General features: G+C 39.2%; 22 protein-coding genes. 11 read left to right on the forward strand and 11 right to left on the reverse strand.

What is annotated here, in order from left to right:
* Positions 1 to 122 precede the first annotated feature (122 nt).
* Together ATS76_RS01365 and ATS76_RS01370 are read left to right on the forward strand one after the other, a co-directional pair.
* Positions 123 to 998 (forward strand): hypothetical protein, encoded by an 876-nt coding sequence (locus tag ATS76_RS01365; RefSeq protein ID WP_058550726.1) that lies wholly within the window; start codon positions 123 to 125, stop codon positions 996 to 998.
* 61 nt (positions 999 to 1,059) lie between these two features.
* A complete protein-coding gene (locus tag ATS76_RS01370) occupies positions 1,060 to 1,425 on the forward strand; it encodes a hypothetical protein (RefSeq protein ID WP_058550727.1) in 366 nt (121 codons plus the stop codon).
* Positions 1,426 to 1,524: 99 nt separating this feature from the next.
* On the opposite strand, the gene ATS76_RS01375 is transcribed toward ATS76_RS01370, so the two are convergent.
* From ATS76_RS01375 to ATS76_RS01400, 6 genes are all read right to left on the reverse strand, one after another.
* A complete protein-coding gene (locus tag ATS76_RS01375; RefSeq protein WP_058550728.1) occupies positions 1,525 to 4,098 on the reverse strand; it encodes a M1 family metallopeptidase in 2,574 nt (857 codons plus the stop codon).
* Between the two features lie 123 nt (positions 4,099 to 4,221).
* Entirely contained in the window at positions 4,222 to 4,902 is a 681-nt protein-coding gene (locus ATS76_RS01380) for a hypothetical protein (RefSeq protein WP_058550729.1), read from the reverse strand.
* A 97-nt stretch (positions 4,903 to 4,999) separates the two neighbouring features.
* Positions 5,000 to 5,350, reverse strand: a complete 351-nt coding sequence (locus ATS76_RS01385; RefSeq protein WP_058550730.1) for a DUF2750 domain-containing protein — start codon at positions 5,348 to 5,350, stop codon at positions 5,000 to 5,002.
* Between the two features lie 17 nt (positions 5,351 to 5,367).
* Positions 5,368 to 5,946: a glutathione S-transferase family protein gene (locus tag ATS76_RS01390; protein ID WP_058550731.1), complete on the reverse strand. Its 579-nt coding sequence runs from the start codon at positions 5,944 to 5,946 to the stop codon at positions 5,368 to 5,370.
* Positions 5,947 to 6,010: 64 nt separating this feature from the next.
* Positions 6,011 to 6,292 carry a peptidylprolyl isomerase gene (locus ATS76_RS01395; RefSeq protein WP_058550732.1) on the reverse strand — a complete coding sequence of 94 codons (282 nt, stop codon included), beginning with the start codon at positions 6,290 to 6,292 and terminating at the stop codon, positions 6,011 to 6,013.
* Positions 6,293 to 6,376: 84 nt separating this feature from the next.
* A complete protein-coding gene (locus tag ATS76_RS01400) occupies positions 6,377 to 6,952 on the reverse strand; it encodes a glutathione peroxidase (RefSeq protein WP_058550733.1) in 576 nt (191 codons plus the stop codon).
* 81 nt (positions 6,953 to 7,033) lie between these two features.
* Here ATS76_RS01400 and ATS76_RS01405 point away from each other — a divergent pair, with 81 nt between their 5' ends.
* From ATS76_RS01405 to ATS76_RS01415, 3 genes are all read left to right on the forward strand, one after another.
* Positions 7,034 to 7,522 (forward strand): GNAT family N-acetyltransferase, encoded by a 489-nt coding sequence (locus ATS76_RS01405; protein WP_058551047.1) that lies wholly within the window; start codon positions 7,034 to 7,036, stop codon positions 7,520 to 7,522.
* A gap of 119 nt (positions 7,523 to 7,641) precedes the next feature.
* Positions 7,642 to 9,615: an ATP-binding protein gene (locus ATS76_RS01410; RefSeq protein WP_058550734.1), complete on the forward strand. Its 1,974-nt coding sequence runs from the start codon at positions 7,642 to 7,644 to the stop codon at positions 9,613 to 9,615.
* 68 nt (positions 9,616 to 9,683) lie between these two features.
* On the forward strand, positions 9,684 to 10,817 hold the full coding sequence (locus ATS76_RS01415; RefSeq protein WP_058550735.1) for a response regulator: 1,134 nt from the start codon (positions 9,684 to 9,686) through the stop codon (positions 10,815 to 10,817).
* Positions 10,818 to 10,973: 156 nt separating this feature from the next.
* Here ATS76_RS01415 and queG read toward each other — a convergent pair whose 3' ends face one another.
* The 4 genes from queG to ATS76_RS01435 form a co-directional block, all read right to left on the reverse strand.
* Entirely contained in the window at positions 10,974 to 12,104 is a 1,131-nt protein-coding gene (gene queG / locus ATS76_RS01420; protein ID WP_058550736.1) for a tRNA epoxyqueuosine(34) reductase QueG, read from the reverse strand.
* Between the two features lie 86 nt (positions 12,105 to 12,190).
* Positions 12,191 to 13,408, reverse strand: coding sequence for a methyl-accepting chemotaxis protein (locus tag ATS76_RS01425; protein WP_058550737.1), 1,218 nt, complete (start codon positions 13,406 to 13,408; stop codon positions 12,191 to 12,193).
* A gap of 58 nt (positions 13,409 to 13,466) precedes the next feature.
* Positions 13,467 to 14,171 (reverse strand): glycerophosphodiester phosphodiesterase, encoded by a 705-nt coding sequence (locus ATS76_RS01430; protein WP_058550738.1) that lies wholly within the window; start codon positions 14,169 to 14,171, stop codon positions 13,467 to 13,469.
* Complete coding sequence (locus tag ATS76_RS01435; protein WP_058550739.1) at positions 14,168 to 15,034, reverse strand: DMT family transporter; 867 nt, start codon at positions 15,032 to 15,034, stop codon at positions 14,168 to 14,170. Before ATS76_RS01435 ends, ATS76_RS01430 begins: the two co-directional genes overlap by 4 nt.
* Before the next feature lie 157 nt (positions 15,035 to 15,191).
* On the opposite strand from ATS76_RS01435, the gene ATS76_RS19260 reads away from it, so the two are divergent.
* From ATS76_RS19260 to rlmB, 6 genes are all read left to right on the forward strand, one after another.
* Positions 15,192 to 15,362 (forward strand): hypothetical protein, encoded by a 171-nt coding sequence (locus ATS76_RS19260; RefSeq protein WP_006794092.1) that lies wholly within the window; start codon positions 15,192 to 15,194, stop codon positions 15,360 to 15,362.
* On the forward strand, positions 15,359 to 16,462 hold the full coding sequence (locus ATS76_RS01440; protein WP_058550740.1) for a sensor histidine kinase: 1,104 nt from the start codon (positions 15,359 to 15,361) through the stop codon (positions 16,460 to 16,462). The genes ATS76_RS19260 and ATS76_RS01440 overlap by 4 nt, the downstream gene beginning before the upstream one ends.
* Positions 16,459 to 17,073: a response regulator transcription factor gene (locus tag ATS76_RS01445; RefSeq protein WP_058550741.1), complete on the forward strand. Its 615-nt coding sequence runs from the start codon at positions 16,459 to 16,461 to the stop codon at positions 17,071 to 17,073. Before ATS76_RS01440 ends, ATS76_RS01445 begins: the two co-directional genes overlap by 4 nt.
* 113 nt (positions 17,074 to 17,186) lie before the next feature.
* Positions 17,187 to 17,924, forward strand: a complete 738-nt coding sequence (locus ATS76_RS01450) for an enoyl-CoA hydratase/isomerase family protein (protein ID WP_058550742.1) — start codon at positions 17,187 to 17,189, stop codon at positions 17,922 to 17,924.
* A 200-nt stretch (positions 17,925 to 18,124) separates the two neighbouring features.
* A complete protein-coding gene (rnr, locus tag ATS76_RS01455) occupies positions 18,125 to 20,566 on the forward strand; it encodes a ribonuclease R (RefSeq protein ID WP_058550743.1) in 2,442 nt (813 codons plus the stop codon).
* Between the two features lie 5 nt (positions 20,567 to 20,571).
* Positions 20,572 to 21,315, forward strand: a complete 744-nt coding sequence (rlmB, locus tag ATS76_RS01460; protein ID WP_058550744.1) for a 23S rRNA (guanosine(2251)-2'-O)-methyltransferase RlmB — start codon at positions 20,572 to 20,574, stop codon at positions 21,313 to 21,315.
* A gap of 308 nt (positions 21,316 to 21,623) precedes the next feature.
* Here the strand turns inward: rlmB and ATS76_RS01465 are convergent, their stop codons facing one another.
* Positions 21,624 to 23,780 (reverse strand): TonB-dependent receptor family protein, encoded by a 2,157-nt coding sequence (locus tag ATS76_RS01465; protein ID WP_058550745.1) that lies wholly within the window; start codon positions 23,778 to 23,780, stop codon positions 21,624 to 21,626.
* Positions 23,781 to 23,888: the final 108 nt, after the last annotated feature.

Below are 23,888 nucleotides of genomic sequence, written 5' to 3' on the forward strand. Positions count from 1 at the left end.
AGACTCAATTTAACACTTTTTTAAGTCATTTGGGTATCTTACGTGTTGACTGACTAAGCTCAAGTGACGCCATCAGCAAATAACGTTATCATGAGGTGCTTAAAATTAAAACGAGAGAAAGCATGAAACTTTTAAAACCATTACTTAGCTTCTTTTCATTAAGTGCGATAGCCGCAGGTTATGCACATGCTAACATGCCCAAAAGCCAAATATTACTTGCCGATTTAAATACGCCATATGGTGTTCAAGTGACCATAGTAAGCGACAAAACAAGTTATAATAATCAGCCTTACTTAATTAACAACGATTTATACTTTACCCATGAGGTTATAACTAATAACCAAAGCCAAACCGATATTGCTCATTACAATTTAACAACGCGTGAAATAACTAACTTAACAAATACGCCTGTCAGTGAGTATTCGCCAACATTAATGCCTAATAAAAATAGCTTGTCAGCCATTGTGGTAGAAGCCGATTCAAAACAAAAGTTGTGGCAGTATCCACTAGATACGCAAAGCCCGCCTAGTCGTATTTTTGATTGGATTGAACCTGTTGGCTACCATGCTTGGGGTATAAATAACGATTTAGTGATGTTTATTTTAGGTCAGCCGCATACGCTTCAATATACCTCAGTAGATGCTGCTAAAGGTGAAATAGCCGCCAGTGATATTTCTCGTACACTGATTTATAACCATAACGCAGCGACGTTTTTATTTAGTTACACCAAAAGCGATGAACATATTTTAGCGAGCTTTAATCCTCAAAATAAACACGTAGAGGATTTATTAAGGCTGCCCTCTCAGGTGCAAGACTTTATTTTAAAAGATGATAAAACAATTGCCTATGCCATTAAAAACCGTGTTTATCAGCGTAAACTAGATGGGAGTAATGAGGTATCGCAATGGCTTGATTTAAGCACATACTGTGAAACTAATATCACTCGAATGAGTTACAACAACGATAAGCTAGCATTTGTATGCGACGTAACACAATAAAGTAAGACTTCATATCGCGTATGCGATAAGGTTATACGCAAATTAACGGATAGGGATAAACATGGCGTACAGTGCAGATGAGTTAACAGAGCAACTTATAAAATTACAATGCAGAAGTAATTTTAAAATTAAAAACATTGCAGAATACATGTTAGTTAATTCAAAAGAGGCCTTTTACACTCACAGTGAAAGCGGTAAAGGCAAAATAGTAATTCGCCCTGCGTTTGAAGTATTCAGTGATGACTTTAACGATATAGATGGCGTAATTCGCGCACAAGGGTATTTTCATAGCAGTGAGATGACTCGCTTCCCAACGCGAATATATAAAAGCGCTCAACCAATTCATTATGGCGTGGCATTTAAAATAAACTCAGAGCAAGCTGCAAAAGATTTTATTGCTAAATTGACGATGATCATTGGCAATTAACCTATACTTTACTCAAGAGACTAATTATTAGTTCAGCCCTAAAAATGTAAAGCCGCTAAGTGAATACTTAGCGGCTTTTTATTACTTAATTAAACAGGTTTATTTGCTGTTTAAGAAGCTATTAACAGAATCAAGCTCGCGGTTTTTTAGTGCTATACAATCAAGTGTACTTTCTTCTAGTTTACTCAATGTACGGCTGTACCCAGGTACGTCTGAGATTTTATCGTTAAAGAAGTTTTGAGTGGTTGCTAAGCTTTTGGCATCACAGCCTACAGTTGTAAAGTACGGTAAGTTAGGAATAAAAAACGGCGGTAAACTTGCTGTTACTTTATCGTAATTGTTATAAACCCAATCTATGAATAATGCTTGGCGCTCTTCTGTGTAACTTTGCCCAGATAAAATAGTACGCATATCAGATGCGGTTACTTCATCAGTTAAGCTGTAAGCGAGCACTGTATTTTGTAACTCAGACTCACCAAAAAAGCCCATTGCCGCTAGCATGTTAGTGCGCACTTGTGGATCTTTAGTCGTTTTAAATGTTGTCATGAATTGATTAAGCAAGGCTTTATCACCATGAAAAGCAGCAAGTCTCAAATAGACACCCGCTAAGTATGGATCTACTTTTTGTGGATTAGTTAAATACACTTGCGTTTGTTCTTTGGCTTTATTGATTACGTTTTGGTCCTCGCCATCAAAACCTAAGCGAGATATAACGGCTGCACGAAGTTGCGACACGGCACCATCTTCGTCAATTTTTGCCTCTAAACCATACTTTTTAGCTGCAGGGGTAACCGCATCACGTATAAACGCAGGCCATAGGTCTTTATTGCTTTCATCTTTGAACGTACGTTGCTGCGATACCAAGTAACCCAGCGCCGTATTTGCTACGCGAGGGTGGCTGTCGCTCACAAAAACTTCAAGTGTTTGCATTAATTTAGCGGCAGAGATAACACCGGCTTTAAGCAGTGCATCGGTTGCCGATAATAATGCTAAGCGTTCACGGTCAGTTAGTACCGTTGGTGCGTTTTCAATTAATGCGTTAAATTGCGCGTCGTCCATTACCCAGCGATAGTAGCCAAGAGCGCCTTGGTCAGGGTAAATCCACTCTGGTGCAAAGTCTAAATCAAGTGTTTGGCTTTGCTTGTTAAGTAAAATGCTGGCTGTTTTAACTTTGTCGCCTGCACCGTATTTAATCGATACTGGCACATTCCAAAGCTGTGCTGGCGCATCAACACCAGCATTTACAAAGCGGCTTTGTGAAATAGTTACTTTTTTACCTTGTTGCTTAACATTTACAAGAGGGAAAGAAGATTGCTCAATAAATGATTTTAAAACACTGGCTACATCTTTGTTTGACGCTTTACCCAGTGCCTGCCATAAATCAGCCGCTTCTGCATTTTTATAAGAGAAGTCTTTTAAGTAACGTTGAATTCCTTTTTGGAACGCCTCTTCGCCAATCCAATTTTCAACCATTGCCAGTACTGAGCTACCTTTACTGTATGCAAGGCCTAAACCGTCCATAATGTCAGCTTCAGTTTTAATTGGCTTACGAATCGGCTTAGTGCTCAAGCGGGCGTCTAATGCCATTACGTTGTTTTGCGGTAAGTCTAAATGTGATTCAAACTCAGGATTTAGCTGCTTGGTCATTTTAGCTGCCATCCAGCTTGCAAACGCCTCGTTTAACCACAAGTCATTCCACCACTTCATGGTGACCAAGTTACCGTACCATTGGTGAGCAAGCTCGTGAGCAATAATAGAGACGTTACGTTGTTTTTTACTGCGTGTTGCCGCGGCTAAATCAACTAACAAAATATCTTCGCGGTAGGTTACTAAGCCTGAATTTTCCATTGCACCAAATGGGAATTCAGGCACGGCAACCGAATCGAGCTTTTTATATACATAAGGAATACCAAAGTACTCTTCTAATGCTGCAAGTACGCGCGGCATATTATCTTTTGCGTATTCGGCTAAATGAATTTTACCTTGAGGAGTGATAACACGCCCAGGAATTGGCATACCTTCTATGTCTATTTCTTCAAACGGACCAACTGCCATTGCTACTAAATATGATGGAATAGGCGGTGTTTTATCAAAAAAGTGCGTTGTCATATCACCATTTGTTGTTGTTTTTAGTTCTGGTGTATTGGCATATACTTTTTGTGAGCTAGGGGCCGTTATTGTTAACTGAAAAGGAATTTTATAGCTTGGTTCATCAAAAACAGGAAAAGCACGACGTGCATCACTCATTTCAAATTGGGTAAATAGGTAAGGCGTACCTTGATCTAAGGTTTTGTATAAGCCCACACTTTGGCGATTGTAGGGTGCAGAAAAATCAATTTTAAGCGTGTATTTGCCCGGTTGGATTTTTTCATCACAGCTAAATTTAACTTTACCTGTTTTAAGCATCTCGTTACTTAGGTCACAATTTTCTTTACCTAACAGTTGTGCCACTTTAACAGCGTAATCAACACCATTGAGCTCAATATAATGGGTTGGTTTTAATACTTCTAGTGCAATTTCAGTCATTCCTGAAAATGTATCTTGGCTAGGGTCGAGTGTTAGCGATACATGTTGAGAACTTGGTTTTGCGAGTTTTTCTATAACGAATTCGTTAGCGTGTGCAGCATTCATTGCTAGCGCAACGCTCACTGTTAAGAGGCTTTTAAGAAACATAATGATCCCTTGTTTATTGTTAGAAACGCCCAGATTTTATGGGTACAGTTTATCCTACCAGCTTTTATGGAGCGCGTAATTGATTTAAGAAGTCGCTTTGAATGTAAATAGTAACAAAGTTTGTCAGTGACTTTCGCGAGATAAAAAACGTTGCCAATGTAGTTGAGTATTTATAATGCGTACTTGTTGAATAACCGTATTTAATAAGTTGATGTCATCAAACTGGCTGTTTGAGTACTCGTTAAAACCCATTAAATAATTAAATGCGTTTTTAGAGTCAGCTTGTAGCGCATAAATACGAACTTGTTGTTCAAAGTTAAGACGCAGGCTACTTATGGCCGTTTTCATACCGAGTTGGTCAACGTTGGGGATATCACATTTTTGCAAGTAGCCGGCACGCTCACCTTCACCTGAAAACCAAATACGCACTTTTTCACTGTATCTGCCGGTTTTAGCCGGAAGATCAAACATAAGCCGTTGATAATTTTTTGATTTTATAAATTCAATATACTCATTAAATCCGGCATTAATCAATGCATTGTGTACAGGGACTAAACGCGGCTTTATTTTACCGTGAGTATGGAAGCTAAAACATAAAATATCATTATGGATACAAAGATCATCAAGGGTTAAACAGCCAATTTCATCACTGTAAGCACCACTGTAATAGGCTATTAGTGGCAGCCAAAAGTGCCAATGTTTTGCTTGTTCACGGGGGAGTCGAAAATCACCGTATATATATCCATTATAAAGAGTGTGCAGTTCCATGGCTGAAAAAGGGCGACGACCAAGATGGGTTTTCAACGTAATACCTTGAAAATAATGAGATGTTTTATTTTATACCCAACTAGCATTAGATGCTAGTTGGGCTACCAGGCTTTAATATCCTGTGTGTAAACTATTATTCACTTAATGCGCGAGCTAAGCCGGTCGGTTCAATCTCTACACATACTTGGTCATCATTCCAATTAATGCCAACTAATGCATCATCTTCATTTAAGTCTTCAACCCATGCATCTAAAAATTCATCAAGGCTAATTTCTACCGGGCTATAATCTTTCCATTCTTCTTTACACTGCGCTTTAGCCGCTTCTTCACTTTCCCAAAGCAGTAAAACATCAGTGTCGACAAATTGGTTTGAGTCGCACACTACAAAGCCATTATCTTCTGCGCCCAGTGCCCAAATGACTTCGCTAACACGTACTTTTTCTACGAAGTTAACTAGTTGTGATTCAATTTCAATATCGCTCATGTGTTTACCTTATTAAGTTAGTGACGAGGATTAGTTTCTATTGCTGATTGACGTTCGCTAAATTGCGCATGAAATACAACAAGTTCACTGTACTGACTAAAGTCAGTTAATTCACGAAAGCTAATCCAATCAAGCAGGCAGTATAAACTGATGTTGAGGTATTCACAGCTTTTAAATTCTTCATCGTTTAAATGGTTGTTTAAAAAGCTTAATGTTTGCTCTATTCGCTCATTTTGAAGATTAAAAAATAATGCATCGCTTTGAGTATCTAAGCCCGAGCGTTTACATAACAGCATTTCAACTAGTGAGTCGTTACAGGCATTAATAGTGGTGAGAAGGTGTTCTTGTGGCCACGTTAGTTTTGCTTGGTCTGTTTTGTCTAATAAGTAGCGTATTATTGAGTTTGAGTCGCTCAGTGTTAAATCATCATCAATTAAAATAGGGATTTTTCGCGCAGGGTTTTTACTGGCCATTTTGGGGCGGTCTTGCTCAGAAAATATATCTAAGCTTACAAGTTCAATATGACAGTTATTTTGCATAGCCCACATTCTAATTCGGCGAACATACGGTGATGGAACAGAACCAATTAATTGCATAATCACTCCAAAAAAAAGCCGCTGATGCGGCTTTTATTAAACGTTAATAGCAGTAAAGCTAAATTTATTCTGAACGGCTAGTAACTTCAAGTAAATGATAACCAAATTGTGTTTGCACAGGGCCTTGTACTTGGTTAATAGGTGCAGAAAATACCACCTTGTCAAACTCTGGTACCATCATACCCGGGCCAAACTCACCAAGGGCGCCGCCGTCTTGCCCTGATGGGCAATTAGAATGTGCTTTTGCTAATTCAGCAAAGTCTTCGCCTTGTTCAATTTTTGTTTTTAAGTCTAAACATTGTGCTTCGCTGTCTACCAAAATGTGTCGTGCGCTTGCCGCTGTCATAAAATCTCCTGAGTATAAGTGGTGTTTTTTTAACCTAGTGTGTTGCCATACTAGTTAGTTTCAACAAATTGTACCAGTATAAATTTAGATTTTAGACAGCGAATTTTCTACTGCCTTAATCATTTTTGGTGAATCTGGTTTTACTTTACTATTAAATCGTAAAATTGTTTTACGATCAGCAGATACTAAATATTTGTAAAAGTTCCAATTTGGCGAACTTGTTTGCTCATTTAAATGCTTAAATATAGGGTTTGCATCACTGCCTCTTACTTCGCTGGTGGCGAACATAGGGAAGGTAACCCCATAATTAATAAAACAGACTTTAGCCGTTTCTTTTTCGTTATCTTCTTCTTGAAAAAAATCATCAGAAGGAAAACCTAGTACTACTAGTCCCTCATCTTTGTATGTTTTGTGTAGTTTTTCTAAGCTTTCAAACTGAGGGGTAAAACCACAGTTACTGGCAGTATTAACAATTAATAGCGGTTTATTTTTGAATTCGCATAGGTTTATTGATTCTTTAGAGCGCAGCTTTCGAATATCAACGTTGGTAAAATCGTCACAGGTGTGTGCCTCAATAGGTTCATTGTTTGGCAGTGTTTGTGCTGTAACCGCACTATTTATTAATAAAGCAGATAACCCTATTATTATTCTTTTTAGCATTATATTACCTAACTATCCGATTGTTTGATTGGCTGATCATACGCTAATATGGAGAAAATTGATCAACCACTTAAATTAACTATGACAACTCGCTTAGCTACTATTGACGATCTTAATGAAATTGTTGCCATTTATAATGAAACCATAGAAGGGCGAATGGTAACGGCAGATACCGAAGAAGTAACCGTTGAAGAAAAAAAAGATTGGTTTAATAGTCATACCCCAAATCGCCCAATTTATGTTTACTGTGAAAACAATACCGTTCTTGCGTGGGTGAGCTATAAATCGTTTTACGGACGCCCAGCTTACGATGGAACTGTAGAAATGAGTATCTACATAACTAAAAATGCACAAGGTAAAGGCCTTGGTAAAAAGTTAATGCAGTTTGCCCAAGTTGAGGCTAAAAAACTTAAAATCAATGTGCTGCTTGGTTTTATTTTTAGTCATAATTTACCGAGTGTTAAGCTATTTAAGCACTTTGGTTTTGATGTTTGGGGCGAGTTACCAAACGTTGCTGTTATGGATAATAACTTATACAGCCTAACAATATTTGGTAAGCATTTAGAATAAGTTACAACAATTAATTGGTCATATTTGTTTACAAATAACATACAAGGAATGTGTGTTATTTAGGCATTTTTATACTACGCTAATAACATATAAATTTAATTGATTTAAAGTGTAGTTTAATGGAAAGAAAAATATTAATCATAGACAGTAGCACCATCATAGCAATGAGGGTAAAAGTACTCTTAGAGCTTATAGGGTGTCATGTTGAGTTGGTTCATTTTTCTATGCTTGAAATGTACACTCATGCCAACAGCTTCGATTTAGTTGTTATTTCTCATGGTGTTCCGGTAAGCCCTGTAAAGCCTATAATCGATAAACTATCCCACGGGCGATTATTACTTCTAGCTCCAAAAACAGAAAATACTGAGCAGCTAACTGCATTTGCAGGCCTTAATAAAATAGTGCCTGAGGCAACGGTTGTTTACCCTTTTTTTTCTAATAAAGAGATCACCTCTCTTTTAGAGAGCTTATTAGAATTAGACTCAAGCCATATGTTGCAGCTACCCACTATTTTGCTGGTAGATCACATTCAAGAGCGACTTGAGAACATGCAAAGCAATTTGCTTGGTGCTCATATAAAAACCTTCACTGCAAGTAATTTAACTGACGCTCTTGGCATTGCACAAGACAATAAAATTGACATTTTAATAAGTGACTTTAGCTTAGGTGATGTCACCGGGTTACAGATATTTTCAAAGCTAAAAGCGAGGCAACCCAATACAAGGTGCTTACTTTTTACCTCTCGCCCTGACCAAGTTTCAATGATAGAAGCTATTCGCCAAGGTGTAGAAGATGTTCTTATTAAACCACTTAATGAAAATATTTTACTGCAATCAGTGCATAAGCTTTGGCAAACCGAATTATTAAAACGCCGAAATGCCGAGTTAGTTGACCGACTTCAAGAAACTGTCGATGCACTAATAGAAAAAGACAGCCTGCTGCAAGTTATTTATAAACACACCCCTGATGCGATCATGCTATTTGAACGCAATGGCCAAATTATTGAAGCAAATGACGCATGTCTTAAGTTGTTGGGTCTACCCTTTAGTGAGCTGGCAGGGAGATCATTATTTGATTTCTTAGATGATGACTCTGTTGCTGGGATCAGAGATAAAATTTCAACATTAAACAGTAATCGCCAGTTTAGTTATGATTTACGCCTCCCTATTCAGAGTGGTGGCACAGTCCCACTATTTGGATCTTTTAATGAAATAGACCACCATGGCGAAATTGCATTAGCAGTAATTTTTAAAAATGTGACGCATTTAAAGCAAAAAGAAGAACTGCTTCAAGAAGCAAAAGGCTTACTTGAAGAAGAAGTTAAAGCCCGTACATCGCAGTTAGAGCATGCTAAAAACGTAGCTGAAGCGGCAAATTTAAGTAAATCAGACTTTTTAGCTAATATGTCGCATGAGCTACGAACGCCTATGCACTCAATTTTAAGTTTTGCTCGCTTTGGGCTAGACAAATTAGAAGCGGGTGATTTTGCAAGAGAAAAGCTATTAAAGTATTTGTCACGCATTGAATGCAGCGGCGATAGGCTACTATCGTTACTAAACAACCTACTAGATTTATCAAAGCTTGATGTTGGTAAATTTCCATTTAATCCGCGCCCGCATAATTTAGAAAGCATTATTAAAACCAGTATTGATGATGTGTCGGGCACGGCTATGGAAAAACAAATTAATATTATTTTTCCGGCGCCAGATTCAGCAGTCATTGCGCAATGTGATGAAGAGCAAATTAATCAGTTGTTACGCAATGTATTGGGTAATGCATTAAAGTTTAGCGAACCGAAAAGCAATATTACGCTCACGCTTGCTACAAATGATGAATATGCTGAAATAAAAGTCATTGATAGCGGTATTGGTATTCCTGAAGATGAGCTTGATCATATTTTCACAAAGTTTGTGCAAAGCAGTAAAACAAACAGTGGTGCAGGTGGTACTGGATTAGGGTTGGCACTTTGCAGAGAGTTTGTATCGTTACACCAAGGTCACATTAATGCCTATAATAATGCCTGCGGCGGTGCCACAGTGCATATAAAACTACCGCTTAAAATAAATTTAGAAGAACATCTAGTTAACGAATAAAAGTAAGCTAAAACAGTAGGTTGCTTTTTTAAGTGATTTATTTTCGAATTTAAAAGGATGATTTAGTTATGGCTTTAACAAAAATACTAGCAGTAGATGACGAGCCTTTTAATCTTGAAATAATAGAAGAGATTTTAGAGGAACTGGATTTTGAGCTAAAGCTCGCTACCAGTGGCCCTGAATGCTTGGATATGGTTGAAGATTATATGCCGCAGGTTATTTTACTTGATGTAAGTATGCCGCAAATGAGTGGTTACGAAGTATGTAAAATGCTTAAATCTAACCCCAATACAGCACATATTATTGTTATGTTTGTATCAGCAAGAGGAACGGTAGAGGAGCGCATGGAAGGCTACTCAGTCGGTGCTGAAGATTACATTGTAAAACCGTTTGGACACGACGAGCTTAGGTCTAAATTAAAGAATCTAAATCAAGTATTAGTCGAAAAGCAAAGCCTGGAAAAACAAGTGGAAGCGGCCACATCTACCGCTTTTAACGCGATGGCTAACAGCAGTGAAATGGGGCAAATAGTTAACTATGTCGAAAATATTGCGCTAATTACTAATCCAGATGATTTAGCAAAAGCACTCATTGATTGCCTGCAATCGTTTGATCTTCAGAGCAACGTAGAATTTAGATACGACTCTATTGTTAAGCATTATGCTTTGCATGGAGTGTGCTCGCCTATTGTTATTGAGTTGTTTGAAATGCTTAAAAATAAGGGGCGGCTACATGAATTTTCTCAGCGTTTATTGGTTAATTATGAACTAATAAGTTTACTTATTTTAAATATGCCAGGACATGATCCAGATAAACACGGCAGAATACGTGACCACGTTTGTTTTATAGTAAGTGTTACAGAGCAGCAGTTACGCGCCATAATAACTAAAAATTTATTATATGCGCAGCAAGTAAAACTTAATGCAGTGGCAAGTACTGTGCATAGCAAGTTTCATGGTTTGATAGATTTACTAAATGAAAACCGAATAAATAATGAACAGGTGTTTAAAAAGCTCCAAGAAGACCTTGAAGTAAGAATTCCAACGATGGGGTTAGATGAAGACCAAGAAATTTTTATCTATAAAAAAGTAGATGAAACAATTCAAAATTCAGTTGCCCGCGAGGAGTCTGTTGTTCAAGTAAAAGAAGCGTTTGCAGATATTGAAAAAGAACTTTCAATTTTACTAAACCACAGTCAATAATGTGAGCTTTTGCGGATTAAGGTTTGTTAAAGCTTGGTCTTTTTAATCACTGTGTAAGATTTGTAACTAAGTGGGCTCTACATTACTCAGGTAGCAAAAAGATTACTGTAAATTAAACCCTTATAAAACCAACAGACCTTGAGGCTACCATAAGTTTTATGCATCTCGTGGTAAGCCTTTTTCTACAATCCTAATCAGCCTTTGCGTTTTTCTAAGTGAAGGTTGTTTATTGTTTTGCTGCTTCAGAGCCCACTCAATATGCTCTTTTACTAGGTCACTACACCCATCTATTTTCTGCTCTAGTGCATCAATAATATCAGGGGCAAAGTTTGCGTTACCTAAACCAACCGCTAAATTACGTAACCAACGTTCGTGACCAATTCGGCGTATCGGACTCCCTTCGGTATTTTTTAAAAATGTTTCTTCATCCCAGCTAAATAGCGCTAGCAAGTCTTTGTCTTTTAGCTGCGTGCGCGGGTGAAAGTCTTGTTCGTCAGTGATTTGTCCATAACGGTTCCATGGGCACACTAGTTGGCAGTCGTCGCAGCCGTAAACACGATTGCCTAATAAAGACCTATACTGCTCAGGGATAGGTCCTTGGTGCTCTATTGTTAGATATGAAATACATTTTCGTGCATCAACCACATAGGGTTCTACAATTGCACCTGTAGGGCATAATGTTATACAGGCAACGCATTTTCCACAGCCTTCAAAGGTGTTTTCATTATCAATAGGCAGAGGTAAGTCAATAAACAGCTCGCCTAAAAAAAACCATGACCCTGCTTCTTTATTTATAAGTAACGAATGTTTACCGCGCCAGCCTAGTCCCGCTTTTTCTGCCAATTGACGTTCTAATACAGGGGCTGAATCAACAAAGGGCCTAAAACCATATTCACCCACTTCTTGTTCTATTTTTTGACCTAGCTTTTTTAGTCGGTTTCGTATTAATTTATGGTAATCACGACCAAGTGCATAACGGCTAATATACGCTTTTTGTTTGTTTTTTAATGTTTTAGCAAAGCCAGCATCGGGTGGGAGGTAGTTCATTTTTACCGATATAACTCGCTGTGTACCAGGTATGAGTTCAGCTGGTCGTGCGCGCTTCATGCCGTGTGCTGCCATATAATCCATTGAGCCATGAAAGCCGGCATCAAGCCAGCGTTGGAGCTGTTGCTCATGCTTACTCAAATCTATATCGGTAATGCCCACTTCGCTAAAGCCAAGTTCTTTCCCCCATGCTTTTATTTGCTGGGCTAATTTAGGGTAGTCAGGAGTTAGGTTGCTCACACATTTTCACGCACATTAAATAATCGCCCAGTAATTTACCATATTTACAGGGCGGTGTTGAGTTTAGCGCGTTAATGTAGCGCAAACTAAAGCACAAAGCGCTTTAATTGCTGCTGAGTTTGCATGCTTAACTCTTGTGATAATTGGCTATCGGCAAGGGCGGTGTCTATTTGTTGTTTGGCTTGCTCACCAAGCTCAACAATTTGCTCTACCGATTGATGGGTTAAATTTTGCGTATCTTCTAGTAAATGCACGGCGCTGGCAATTTGCTGTAATTGCTTTTGATTACTCTCAAATTCGTTAAGCATTTTACTAAACCCATCTGAGGTTGCACTTATTGAATTTTGTGCATTTTTAGAGTGGCTAATCAGCTGCTCTGACTCTTTGTTGGTTTCACTGACCAAATCATTCATTTGATTAATAAAGTCACTAATTTGGCGAGTTGCACCGCTTACCTTAATTGAAAGGGTGCGAACTTCATCAGCAACAACAGCAAAACCACGTCCGGCTTCACCTGCTCGTGCAGCTTCTATTGCGGCATTAAGAGCGAGTAAGTTAGTTTGATCAGAAAATTCCTCAACCATTTTTAAAATGCTGCGAATATTTTCACTGTTTTCTTTTAACCCCTCCACTGTGCTTGCAAAACTACCTAGCATATTAGTAATTAATTGAACTTGCTCAACGAGGGTACTGAGCTCTTTATCTGAGAGTTTAACAAAGGCTAAATGTTCATTATTTACAGTGTGGACACTGTCGGTGTTGCCCACAATATTTTGCAAGCTTTGAGTAATTTGGTTGCTGGCATCAATGATGGTGTGGCTCAAGTGTATTTGCTGCTGGCTAGAGTTTTCAGTATGTTTCATCGACTCTGTAACCGCTTTATTACTTTGCGCACTTGCCTCTGCACTGGTGTAGGTTGTGTTAAGCAGTTCACCTAAATGGCTAGTGAAATCGTTATATTGGGAGCTTAACGTTTTAAATTCGTCGTATGAAAAATGCGGAAGTTTAGCGTTTAAATTGGCATCTTGTTGATTAATTTTAATAAGCGTATCGCACATTGCTTTTACAGGGCGAACAATCAAAAAGCGCATGTAAAAAAGCGTAAACGCAAAGCCTGAAATAATAACCAAGGTTAGTAGCCAAAAAAGGCCAAGATTTTGTTGCTCACTTAAGCTGTCATAAAGCCAAAACAAAGTAATAGCTTGAAACAGAAAAACAAAACTTAAGTTACCAACAATTTTACGCGTTAGAGTAAAAAAAAATGTTTGTTCGATGTAATTATAAATTTTCATTAAGCCACTCATCTTGCTTAAACCTATGTTTGAACGCTTTTACGCAGGCATTTGCAAGGTATAAGCGACTCTATTTATCAGCTAACGATAGCAAATATGCCTTGGATTGCATGGGAAAGTTAGTAAAAATCCCGTCTAAACCGAAGTCATGCATAAGTGCAATATCTTGTTGTTTATCGACTGTATAAGCGTAAACTTCAAGCCCGCGTTTTTTAGCATCATCTACAAACGCTTTGTTAATAAAATTTTTATCTACATGCACACTAAATGCATTTAAGTCTTGTGCAAACTTTGCATATTTAATTGGAATAGAAGACGTTAAAGCGCCTATTTTTAACCAGGGTAAACGCTTTTTAAGCCATTGTAATTGATGATGATCAAACGATGATACTAAAATATTAGCACATGAAATGGTTCCCGCACTGATATTACGTTCAAGCTGGTCAGCAAAATTTTCAAGTTCAAAGGTATGCTTAAGTTCTAAATTAAGTAAGGTTTTATTGTTATTCCAATCAAATAACTGTTGTAGCCTTGGTATACATTCGCCATTACCCGCATCAAGCTTTGTAAGGGTTGCTGCATCAAACTCACTAACTTTGCCTTTTCCGTTGGTGGTTCTGTCTAGCCACGAGTCATGTATTAGCATGTAATCATCGGTAGCGCTTTGAATATCTACTTCAATGCCGTCTACACCAATATTTAAGGCTTCTAAAATGGCGCTTTTAGTGTTTTCGGGAAAGTGCCCGCTAGCACCCCTGTGTGCAAAAATTTTCATTGTCGAGCCTTCTTGGTTATTGACCATGTTTCAAAGCATGCAGCGCTTACAATAAGTGCGCCGCCAATCAGGGTCATTAATGTTGGGCGTTCGTGAACAATAATAATAGCCAAAATAGTACCGTACAACGGTTGTAAGCACGAAATTAGCCCTGCCGTTGCGGCTGATAAATGTTTGAGGCTTGCTGCAAATAGCGAGTGGGGTGTAGCGGTAAATATAATGCCAGCGACGGCAATTAATACAAGATCTTGATTACTCACCTCGTACACAGGCACTTCAATAAATGCGCACAGCATTATGCTCGCTACCAAGGTTTGGTAAAACATCGTCTGTGGGCCGCCGTATTGGCTAAAATAACGTTTGTGGGTAATGTTTCTAATAGAGAAAAACAACGCAGATACCACGCCGGTAATAACACCAAGTGTTACATCGTCGCCTAAATCAGCACTTGGTACCAATAAATAAATACCCAAAACAACTACGCCAGCGCTTATTATATCTTTTGCTTGAGGTTTACTTTTATTAAATAAAGGCTCTAAAAAAACCGTCATTACTGGGTAGCTAAAAAATGCAAGCATACCAATGGTTATGCCTGCCATTTGCATACCTGCAAAATAAGTCACCCAATGCAGCCCTACTGTAACACCTAAAAATAAAGCAATAAGGTAGTCTTTGGGATTGTTTAACTTAATTTGTTTTTTCCCGAATGAAAGCATTGCCAATATTGCCATACCAGCAATAGCTGTTCGGTAAACTGTAATATCCAGGGCATTTAAACCAATGAGTTTGGCAAAAAGGGCAGTTCCCCCAAAAAGTAACACGGCAATATGTAGGTAAATTAAGCTTTGCTGTTGTGGCTGCATTTAAACATCATCTCCTTTTTTTAATATGTTATCACCGAGGGGGCGTCAACAAGATGAATTTTTTGAAACATGACAAATGTCAGCAAAGTTAATGACACTTCACACTCTTATTATTTTTACGTACTGGCATAGTTATCCTACTTAACAGGAGAGTGCTATGAATAGTTTAGTTTTAATGAGTCTTGATATTAGCGAGTTTTTTGATTCGCTTAATTTTACTATTAATTACATTGATTATTTTATGCTGATAAGCATTTTTGTGGTATCTATATTTATTAATAAAAAGAGTGCTTTAAATAAAAATAATACACCAGAGGTGCTAGCATGAGTTCGCAAAGTAGCTTTTCTCAACAAACGGATAAAACGTTTTGGAAATACGGCCATTTAATTTTTACAGGCTTTTACTTACTGCCATTAATTATTAATTTTGACCAATTCACAAAAAGCCAAATGGGCCTATGTTTAGCTTTTTATATTGCCTTTATTATCTTGTATGTAAAAGCAATTAACTGCGATAACACAAAAATAACCACCTTATTTTTAGCCTTGCTCGCTATTTGTTTTAGCGCCACTTTTTTTACCTCTGGCACACCTACCTTATATGGCTTTGTTGCCTATGTAGCTGGGTATAGTTATAACTTAAAACAGCGGTTTTATGCCGCATTAGCCATTGTGGTGGCGCTTTTTACAAGTTCGTATTTAAGCGATATGGGAAAGCTTCAATACTTTTTGGCTGTGGCCTTAATATTATGTGCCGCTTTATTTAGTTATGGAATTGCAGCAAAAAGAGAACGCGACCATAAAAAGCGTGAGCAAGAAAGTGCAAACCAATTAGAGCAATTAGCTGCTATTGCTGAGCGTGAACGTATAGCGCGTGACCTACACGATATTTTAGGCCACTCACTTTCATCTATTGCATTAAAGGCCGAGCTGGCTAATAAGCTAAACCAAGGTGAGCGCTACGAGCAAGCAAACAACGAAATAGCCCAAGTAGCAGACCTTGCAAGGCAGCTACTTAGCGATGTACGCAGTGCCGTAAGCGACTTAAAAGAGCTTAATTTGGTAAGCCAAGTTGCTCAGTTAAAACAACGGTTATTAGAGCAAGATTTTAATATTACGTTTAACGTTGAATTATCTGTGCTACCTGCCAAGGTAGAGGGCATTGCTAGTTTAATAATTAAAGAGTCAGTCACTAACTTACTACGCCATAGCTCAACTAAAAACAGCGCAATAACAATTAAGCAAACACCCCAGCAATTACTCATTGAAGTAATAGATAATGCACCCTGTGGCAGGCTCGAGGCAGGCAACGGTTTAAACGGTATAAAAGAGCGAGCAGAGCAAATACAAGGTAGTGCAACTTTTACCTGTGGTGAACAATTTATATTAAACGTAGTACTGCCAATTTCATCTGAGGGTTTACAATGATCAAAATATTTTTAGTGGAAGATCAGGCGCTAGTGCGTGACGCTGTTAGTGCACTACTTAGCCTAGATTTTAATATTGACGTAATTGGCCAAGCAAGCAACGGGCTAGATGCTCTAAATGCTATTAATGCGCTTGATGAAGATGCAATGCCAAATATTATTTTAACCGATATTGAAATGCCTAAAATGAACGGCATAGAACTTAGTGAAAAAATAGCAACGCAATTTCCGGCTATAAAAATGGTGATCATGACCACGTTTTCACGTGCTGGATATATTAGGCGCTCGTTAAGTGCCGGTGTTAAAGGGTTCATATTAAAAGAAGCACCAAGTGACGAGCTAATCAACGCGCTTAAAAAGGTAATGCAAGGTCAAAAGGTAATTGACCCAGAGCTTGCCATTAACGCCCTAGACGACGCCGACCCACTTACCGACAAAGAAAGAAAAGCATTAAAGCTTGCAAGCGATGGCCTTAAAACGAGCGAAATAGCCACACAGTTATTTATAAGTGAAGGCACAACGCGTAACTATCTCTCAGACGCCATCGCCAAACTTAATGCAACAAACCGAATCGACGCAGCACGTATAGCTAAACAAAAAGGGTGGTTATAAACAAATTTGATTAAGGTTTATAAATTTAACACAAACCCTTACTATATTAGCCATAACAATAAAGAAACGAACAGCGCTTAAAACAAGCTTAAAATGCGCTAAAAGAGGGTTAAATGGCAAACTTAATAGATTTAACAGTAAAAAACAATGTCGCAATATTAACGATGAACACCGCAGAAAATCGACATAATCCAGCGTTTTTGGCTGAATTTAATTTACACCTTGATCATATTGAGGCTGATAAAAGCATTCACTCGGTTGTGCTCACTTCGGCAAGCGACAAAAGCTGGTCGTTGGGTATTGATCTTGAGTGGATGGCAAATCCAAGCATTTTACCAGCGGCTATTTCTGACTTTATGTTGCAAATAACACAGTTACTACAACGTATTGTTACGTTTCCTATGCCTGTTATTGCCGCCCTTAACGGCCATACGTATGGTAATGGTGCTGTACTGGCTTGTGCCTGCGACTTTAGATTTATGAAGTCAGATAAAGGCTTTTTTTGCTTTCCAGAGGTTGATGTATTGGTCCCTTTTGTACCGTCTATGTTTCCTATTATTAATAAAGCGATACCGCAAACCTTTTTTAATAGGCTAGCAATGACGGGCGAACGCGTGGGCGCGCAACAACTGTTTGAAAACAACGTAATAGAAGCTGTATTTTCTAACAGTGACGAACTGCAAGCCGGTGTAATTGAATTTGCAGCGCAGTTTAATAAAAACCGTTGGATTTACGCTCAAAACAAATCGCAAATGAATAAACACATTTTACACACTATAAAAGAAGAAGACCCTGCCTTTATCGATAACGTGAGTAAAATGTTGTACAAAAATTTGCATAAAACTAAGTAATAACTGAGTTAACGGATGCAGCTTAATCACAATGACATAATTAAGCTGCATAGTTAAGCACGCATTAAGGCCCTGTACGCTAAGTTTTCTAAAACTAAATAACCGATAAATGCGCTTTGTTTAAAGATTAAGTGCTTTTACCTGTCTCATTTTACGTATATGGGTTAAAATACTTCCATAACCAACTAACAAGATAGTGAATGTCAAACCAAGATCCAAATCTCAGTCGAGAACAAGAAAAGTACGAAAACCCCGTCCCTAGCCGTGAGTTTATACTTACTCATCTTCAAGAGCGTTCAAAACCTGCTAACTACGCACAGTTATGCGAAGAACTAGCCGTGAATGATGAAGAGCGTCAAATTGCATTTAAACGTCGCCTTCGTGCCATGGAGCGCGATGGTCAGTTATATTTTAATAAATTTAAATGCTATGCACTTATTGACGAAGCCGGTTTAACTAAAGGCAAAGTAATAGGCCACAGAGACGGTTTTGGCTTTTTAGAAGTTGAAGGCGAGAACAAAGATTGGTTTATTGCCAAACATCAAATGAACATGGTGTTACATGGCGACATTGTACTAGCTAAAGGTACAAAACGTGGCTCTGGCTCAAAATGTGATGCCCGTATTATTAAAGTGCTTACCAACGAGCGCGCCCCTATTGTAGGGCGTTACTTTGTTGAACATGGTGTTGCAGTTGTAGTCGCTGAAGACCCGCGTATTACGCAAGACATAATGATTTTACCTGGCAACGAAAACGGTGCCCGCCACAACCAAATGGTGCAGGTTAAAATTACTCAAAACCCTAGCCGCAATATGAACGCGGTAGGTAAAGTTGTTGACGTACTGGGTGAACATTTGGCGCCTGGTATGGAAATTGAAGTTGCCCTTCGTAATCACGATATTCCGCATGTTTGGCCAGAAGAAGTGGACGCACAAGTGGCTCACTTAGGCGAATTTGTAGAAGATGCAGACAAACAAGGCCGCGTAGATTTACGCGACCTACCGCTTGTTACGATAGATGGCGAAGACGCCCGCGACTTCGATGATGCAGTGTACTGTGAGCCTAAAAAATCAGGCGGTTGGCGTTTATGGGTTGCTATTGCCGATGTATCGCATTACGTAGGTATGAACACGCCACTAAATAAAGAAGCCATCGCACGTGGTAACTCAGTGTATTTTCCTGAACAAGTGATCCCAATGCTACCAAAAGTACTGTCTAACGGGTTGTGTTCGCTTAACCCTAAGGTAGACCGCCTTTGCATGGTTGCTGAAATGACCGTATCAGCGGCGGGTAAGTTGTCGGGTTATAAATTTTACGAAGCGGTGATGAATTCGCACGCGCGCTTAACGTACACCAAAGTAAACGCCATTTTACAAAATGACGAAAAGCTTCGTGACGAATACGCCGACGTAGTGCCACATTTAACTGACCTGCAGCAAATGTACATGGCGCTTAAATCTGCACGTCAAGAACGCGGTGCTATTGAGTTTGAAACGCTCGAAACACGCTTTGTATTTAATGCGCAGCGTAAAATAGAGTCTATTGTGCCTGTTATCCGTAACGACGCGCACAAACTTATTGAAGAATGTATGATTTTAGCCAACGTGTCAGCGGCTAAATTACTTGAAAAGCACGAAGCCAGCGCACTTTACCGTGTACATGACGAGCCCGACAGCGAAAAACTAGGTAACTTTACTCAGTTTTTAACTGAGCTTGGTATTCAAAGCACATTAAGTGATGAACCAACGCCAAAAGAAATAACCCAAGTATTAGGTAAATTAGGCGAGCGCCCAGAAGCGGATCTTATTCAAACTATGCTGTTGCGTTCAATGAAGCAAGCCGTTTACCAGCCAGATAACATAGGCCACTTTGGTTTAGCGCTTTCGGCTTATGCGCACTTTACATCGCCTATTCGTCGTTACCCAGATTTAGTTGTACACCGTGCAATTAAAGCGGTACTAAAAGCACAAGGTCTACAAACATCAGGCGCGTATGCTTATACTGACGATGAAGTAGATCAATTAGGCGAGCAGTGTTCAACCACCGAACGCCGTGCAGACGATGCGACTCGCGAAGTAGCCGATTGGCTTAAATGTGAGTTTATGCAAGACCACGTTGGTGATGAGTTTAACGGGGTTATTTCATCGGTAACTAATTTTGGTTTATTTATACGCTTAGACGATTTACAAATTGATGGTTTAATTCACGTTACTAATTTAGGCGACGAGTTTTTTGCCCATGATGCTGCAAAACATTGCCTAATAGGTGAGCACACACATAAAGTTTACCGCCTTGGCGATAAAGTGACAGTGCAAGTTGCCTCAGTTAGTTTAGACGATCGCCGTATAAACTTAGTGCTCAAAGGCGATGTAGCGCAAGATAGATATTCACGCCGTCGTGCACCAAAAGGTAAAGCACCAGCGAGTGTACGCTCACAGTTAAAAGCAGGCAAAGTACCGGGCAAAAAGTCAGACGACAAGCCCAAAGGTAAAAAAAAGCCAGCCGGTAAAGGTAAAGCTGCTGGTAAGTCGGCGGTTAAAGCCAGCGATGGCACCACAAAGAAAAAACTGAAAAAGAAATCGGCTAAAAAGCCTAAAAGACCAGGCAAAAATGCCCGTAAACGTACAAGCCCAGGAGCATAAAATACGTGAGTAATGAATTAATTTTTGGCTTTCACTCTGTTGAAGCAATTTTAGCAAAAGAGCCTGAGCGATTTTTAGAAATTTACGCCCTTAAAGGCCGTGATGACAAACGCTTAACACCGATTATTGATGAAGCACGTAAATTTGGTATTTCAGTACAATTTATGCAGCGTAAAGCACTTGATAACAAGTCGAAAGACGAGCAGCATCAGGGGATTATTGCTAACGTAAAAGCGGCGCCAACGTACAACGAAAAAGATCTAGATGCGATCATTGCCCGTGAAGAAACCCCATTTTTATTGGTACTTGATGGCATAACCGATCCGCATAACTTAGGTGCATGCTTGCGTAGTGCAGATGCGGCAGGTGTTCACGCGATCATTGTTCCTAAAGATAAGTCGGCAAAACTTAACGGCACAGCGCGTAAAGTAGCGTGTGGCGCAGCAGAAACTGTGCCCCTTATTCAAGTAACTAACCTTGCACGTACGCTTCGTGAAATTAAAGACGCGGGTGTATGGGTAGTTGGTACTGCTGGCGAAACAGATACACACGTATTTGATGCAAGCTTAACAGGCCCAATGGCCATTGTTATGGGTGCAGAAGGCGAGGGGATGCGCCGTTTAACGCGTGAGCATTGCGATGTATTGGTTAAAATTCCAATGGCAGGTTCGGTGTCTAGCTTAAATGTATCGGTTGCAACCGGTATTTGTTTATTTGAAGTATTACGCCAACGTAACGCAAACAATTAAATTGCTCTAGCTTAAAGCTTAAGCATTAAAAAAGCCGAGATTAAATAATCTCGGCTTTTTTGTATTTATAATTTACGCTGTTAGCGAACCGTTTATTTTATCAAAGCGCAGGTAAACGGTTTAATAACAAGGCAATAATTTAGATGTGTAGTGCTCTTACATAAAAAATTATTAACGCTGTTAGTGAACCGTTTATTTTATCAAAGCGCAGGTAAACGGTTTAATAACAAGGCAATAATTTAGATGTAAAGTGCTCTTACATAAAAAATTATTAACGCTGTTAGTGAACCGTTTAACCAGCTTTAAGCTTAAAAGCTATATGTGTAGCCCATTTGAATGCTACGTGGCTTACCTGGCTGAATACCGCCATTAGCACGGTTAGCGATGTACGTTTTATCAAACAGATTATCAACCGTTAAGTATACTTTTTGGTTGTCGTCGATTAAGTATTTAGCCGCTAAATCCCACACTACACGACTGTCAATTGCATTTAAGCCTGAGTCAGAAAGGTCAGCATGAGAATCAGATACGTAACGTATTTGGCTGTTAACAACAAACGATGCAAACTCAGCGCCTAACGATAAAGCAACTTGGTTTTCAGGTACGTAAGGCATTGCGTCGCCTTTTTCTACCGAGCCCCAAATTTCTGAATCAAACGTGTTTTTAAACTCAGAGTCAGTGTATGTATACGTTAATTTAACTGGAAATTGTGCTGCGTCTGTTGCAAATGTACGACCCGCACTAAATTCAAACCCCGATACTTCTACTTCACCGTAGTTGTATTGGTCGCCAATGTTCTCGTCGCTACAACCTACTGCCGCAGTACAGTTACCGTGCATATTGTCGTAATCAGAGAAAAACGCAATCACTTCACCGTTAAAGCCATCCATATTAAAGCGAGAGCCAAACTCAAGGTTTACACTTTCTTCTTCTTCTTGGTCAGCATTACCCGGTGCCGCAGGAGCGTAACCTTTTTGAATACCAGCAAGTAACGTCACGTTGTCGTTAAGTGTGTAGGTGGCACCTAACGATGGCACTAAAATTTCAGTATCGTTCGAAATATCTTTAGTTAAGCCATTGCTACGAGTTGGATCTGATTTAGACCATTCTTCACGTGTAATGGTAATGTCTTCGTAACGAAGACCTGCATTAATAACTAACGCGTCTAATGCCCATTCGTCTTGAACAAATAACGTGCTTGCTTTAGCGCTGTCTACACGGTTGCTATCTGAACCAGGAATACCTTGCGATGTTAGCGTCATGCTTAGATCTTGATTAAGCGTGTACGTGTCTTGCCATTGGAAACGATCCATTTCGTCTTCGTGGTAACGCACACCAACAGTAACGTAGTGATCGCCTGCAGGAATATGTAATTCAGACTGAATGCCTTTTGCTTGGTAATCACGGTTGTTAGCTTTAACACCAATACCTTCAATACCTTCGCTTGTTGGGTTTGCTTCAAAATCGCTGTATTGTTCAAGTGTGCTTGTGCCTACACTGCTTGCTTTATACCAATTACGATGAAAATCGTTTAGGTAAGCGGTTGCAAGTAATTCGTAGCCTTCGCCAAAACGGTACGCGTAGTTTAGTTGGTAAGCATTGTGGCGAGTATTCATTTCATCGTTTTGTGATGCAGCGTAACGGCGATTAGGGTTTGCTTTGTAATCTTCGTCAGTTAAGCCCATATAAGTTTCGTCTGATGTTTCGTCAGAGTATTTTACTTTTAGCTCAATGTTATGCGCATCGTTTTGACCAAACGTATGGCCAAATTTTAATAGTAAATCTGTTTTTTCAAAGCCCGTGTTGTCGTTGCCAACAGGAAGCTCTTTAAAGCCATCGGCGCCGTAAGTAAATACTTCAACCAAGCCAGACGTGTTGTTTTTTTCTTTACCAAAGTATGCGTGGCCTTTGTAGTAGCCATCGCTACCAAGGGCTGCATCTACCATACCTTTAGAACTATTTGGCTCGGTTGGTAAGCTACGAGAAAGTAAGTTTAAAACGCCACCTGTAGTACGAGGACCGTATTTAACAGAGGCCGCGCCTTTTAATACTTCTATTGTTTCCATACGACCCATAGTAGGGAAGTAATAAGCAGAAGGTGCAGAATAAGGGGCTGGTGCGACTAATACGCCATCTTCCATTACAGAAATTTTATCGTTACGGCCGGTACCAGTACCGCGCATACCAATGTTAGGGCGAAGGCCGTAGCCATCTTCTTCTTGAACGTAAACACCCGGAACAGACGCTAAAACACGCGAAATATCGGTAAACTCAAATTTTTGAAGTTCTTCGTCAGAGATAAAAGTAGCCGAACCAGGAATGTCGTTTATAGCTTGCTGTGAGCCAATAACTGTAATTTGTTCAAAGCGTTGTTCTTTATCGCTGGTGTCTTTAGCCATTGCAGTGGCTGTAAAAGACAAAGCAACCGCAGTTGCAAGAGTAGATACTAAAAACTTAGGGTTCATTTTTGTCCTAATCACGTTGATTATCTAAATTGGCGTAATTTGAACACGTTGACGAATGCGAATCAATATTATTAAGTATAAAATTATTCATTTTTTTAGAACTAAAAA

It is taken from the genome of Pseudoalteromonas sp. 10-33 (assembly GCF_001469195.1).
Taxonomy (GTDB): domain Bacteria; phylum Pseudomonadota; class Gammaproteobacteria; order Enterobacterales; family Alteromonadaceae; genus Pseudoalteromonas.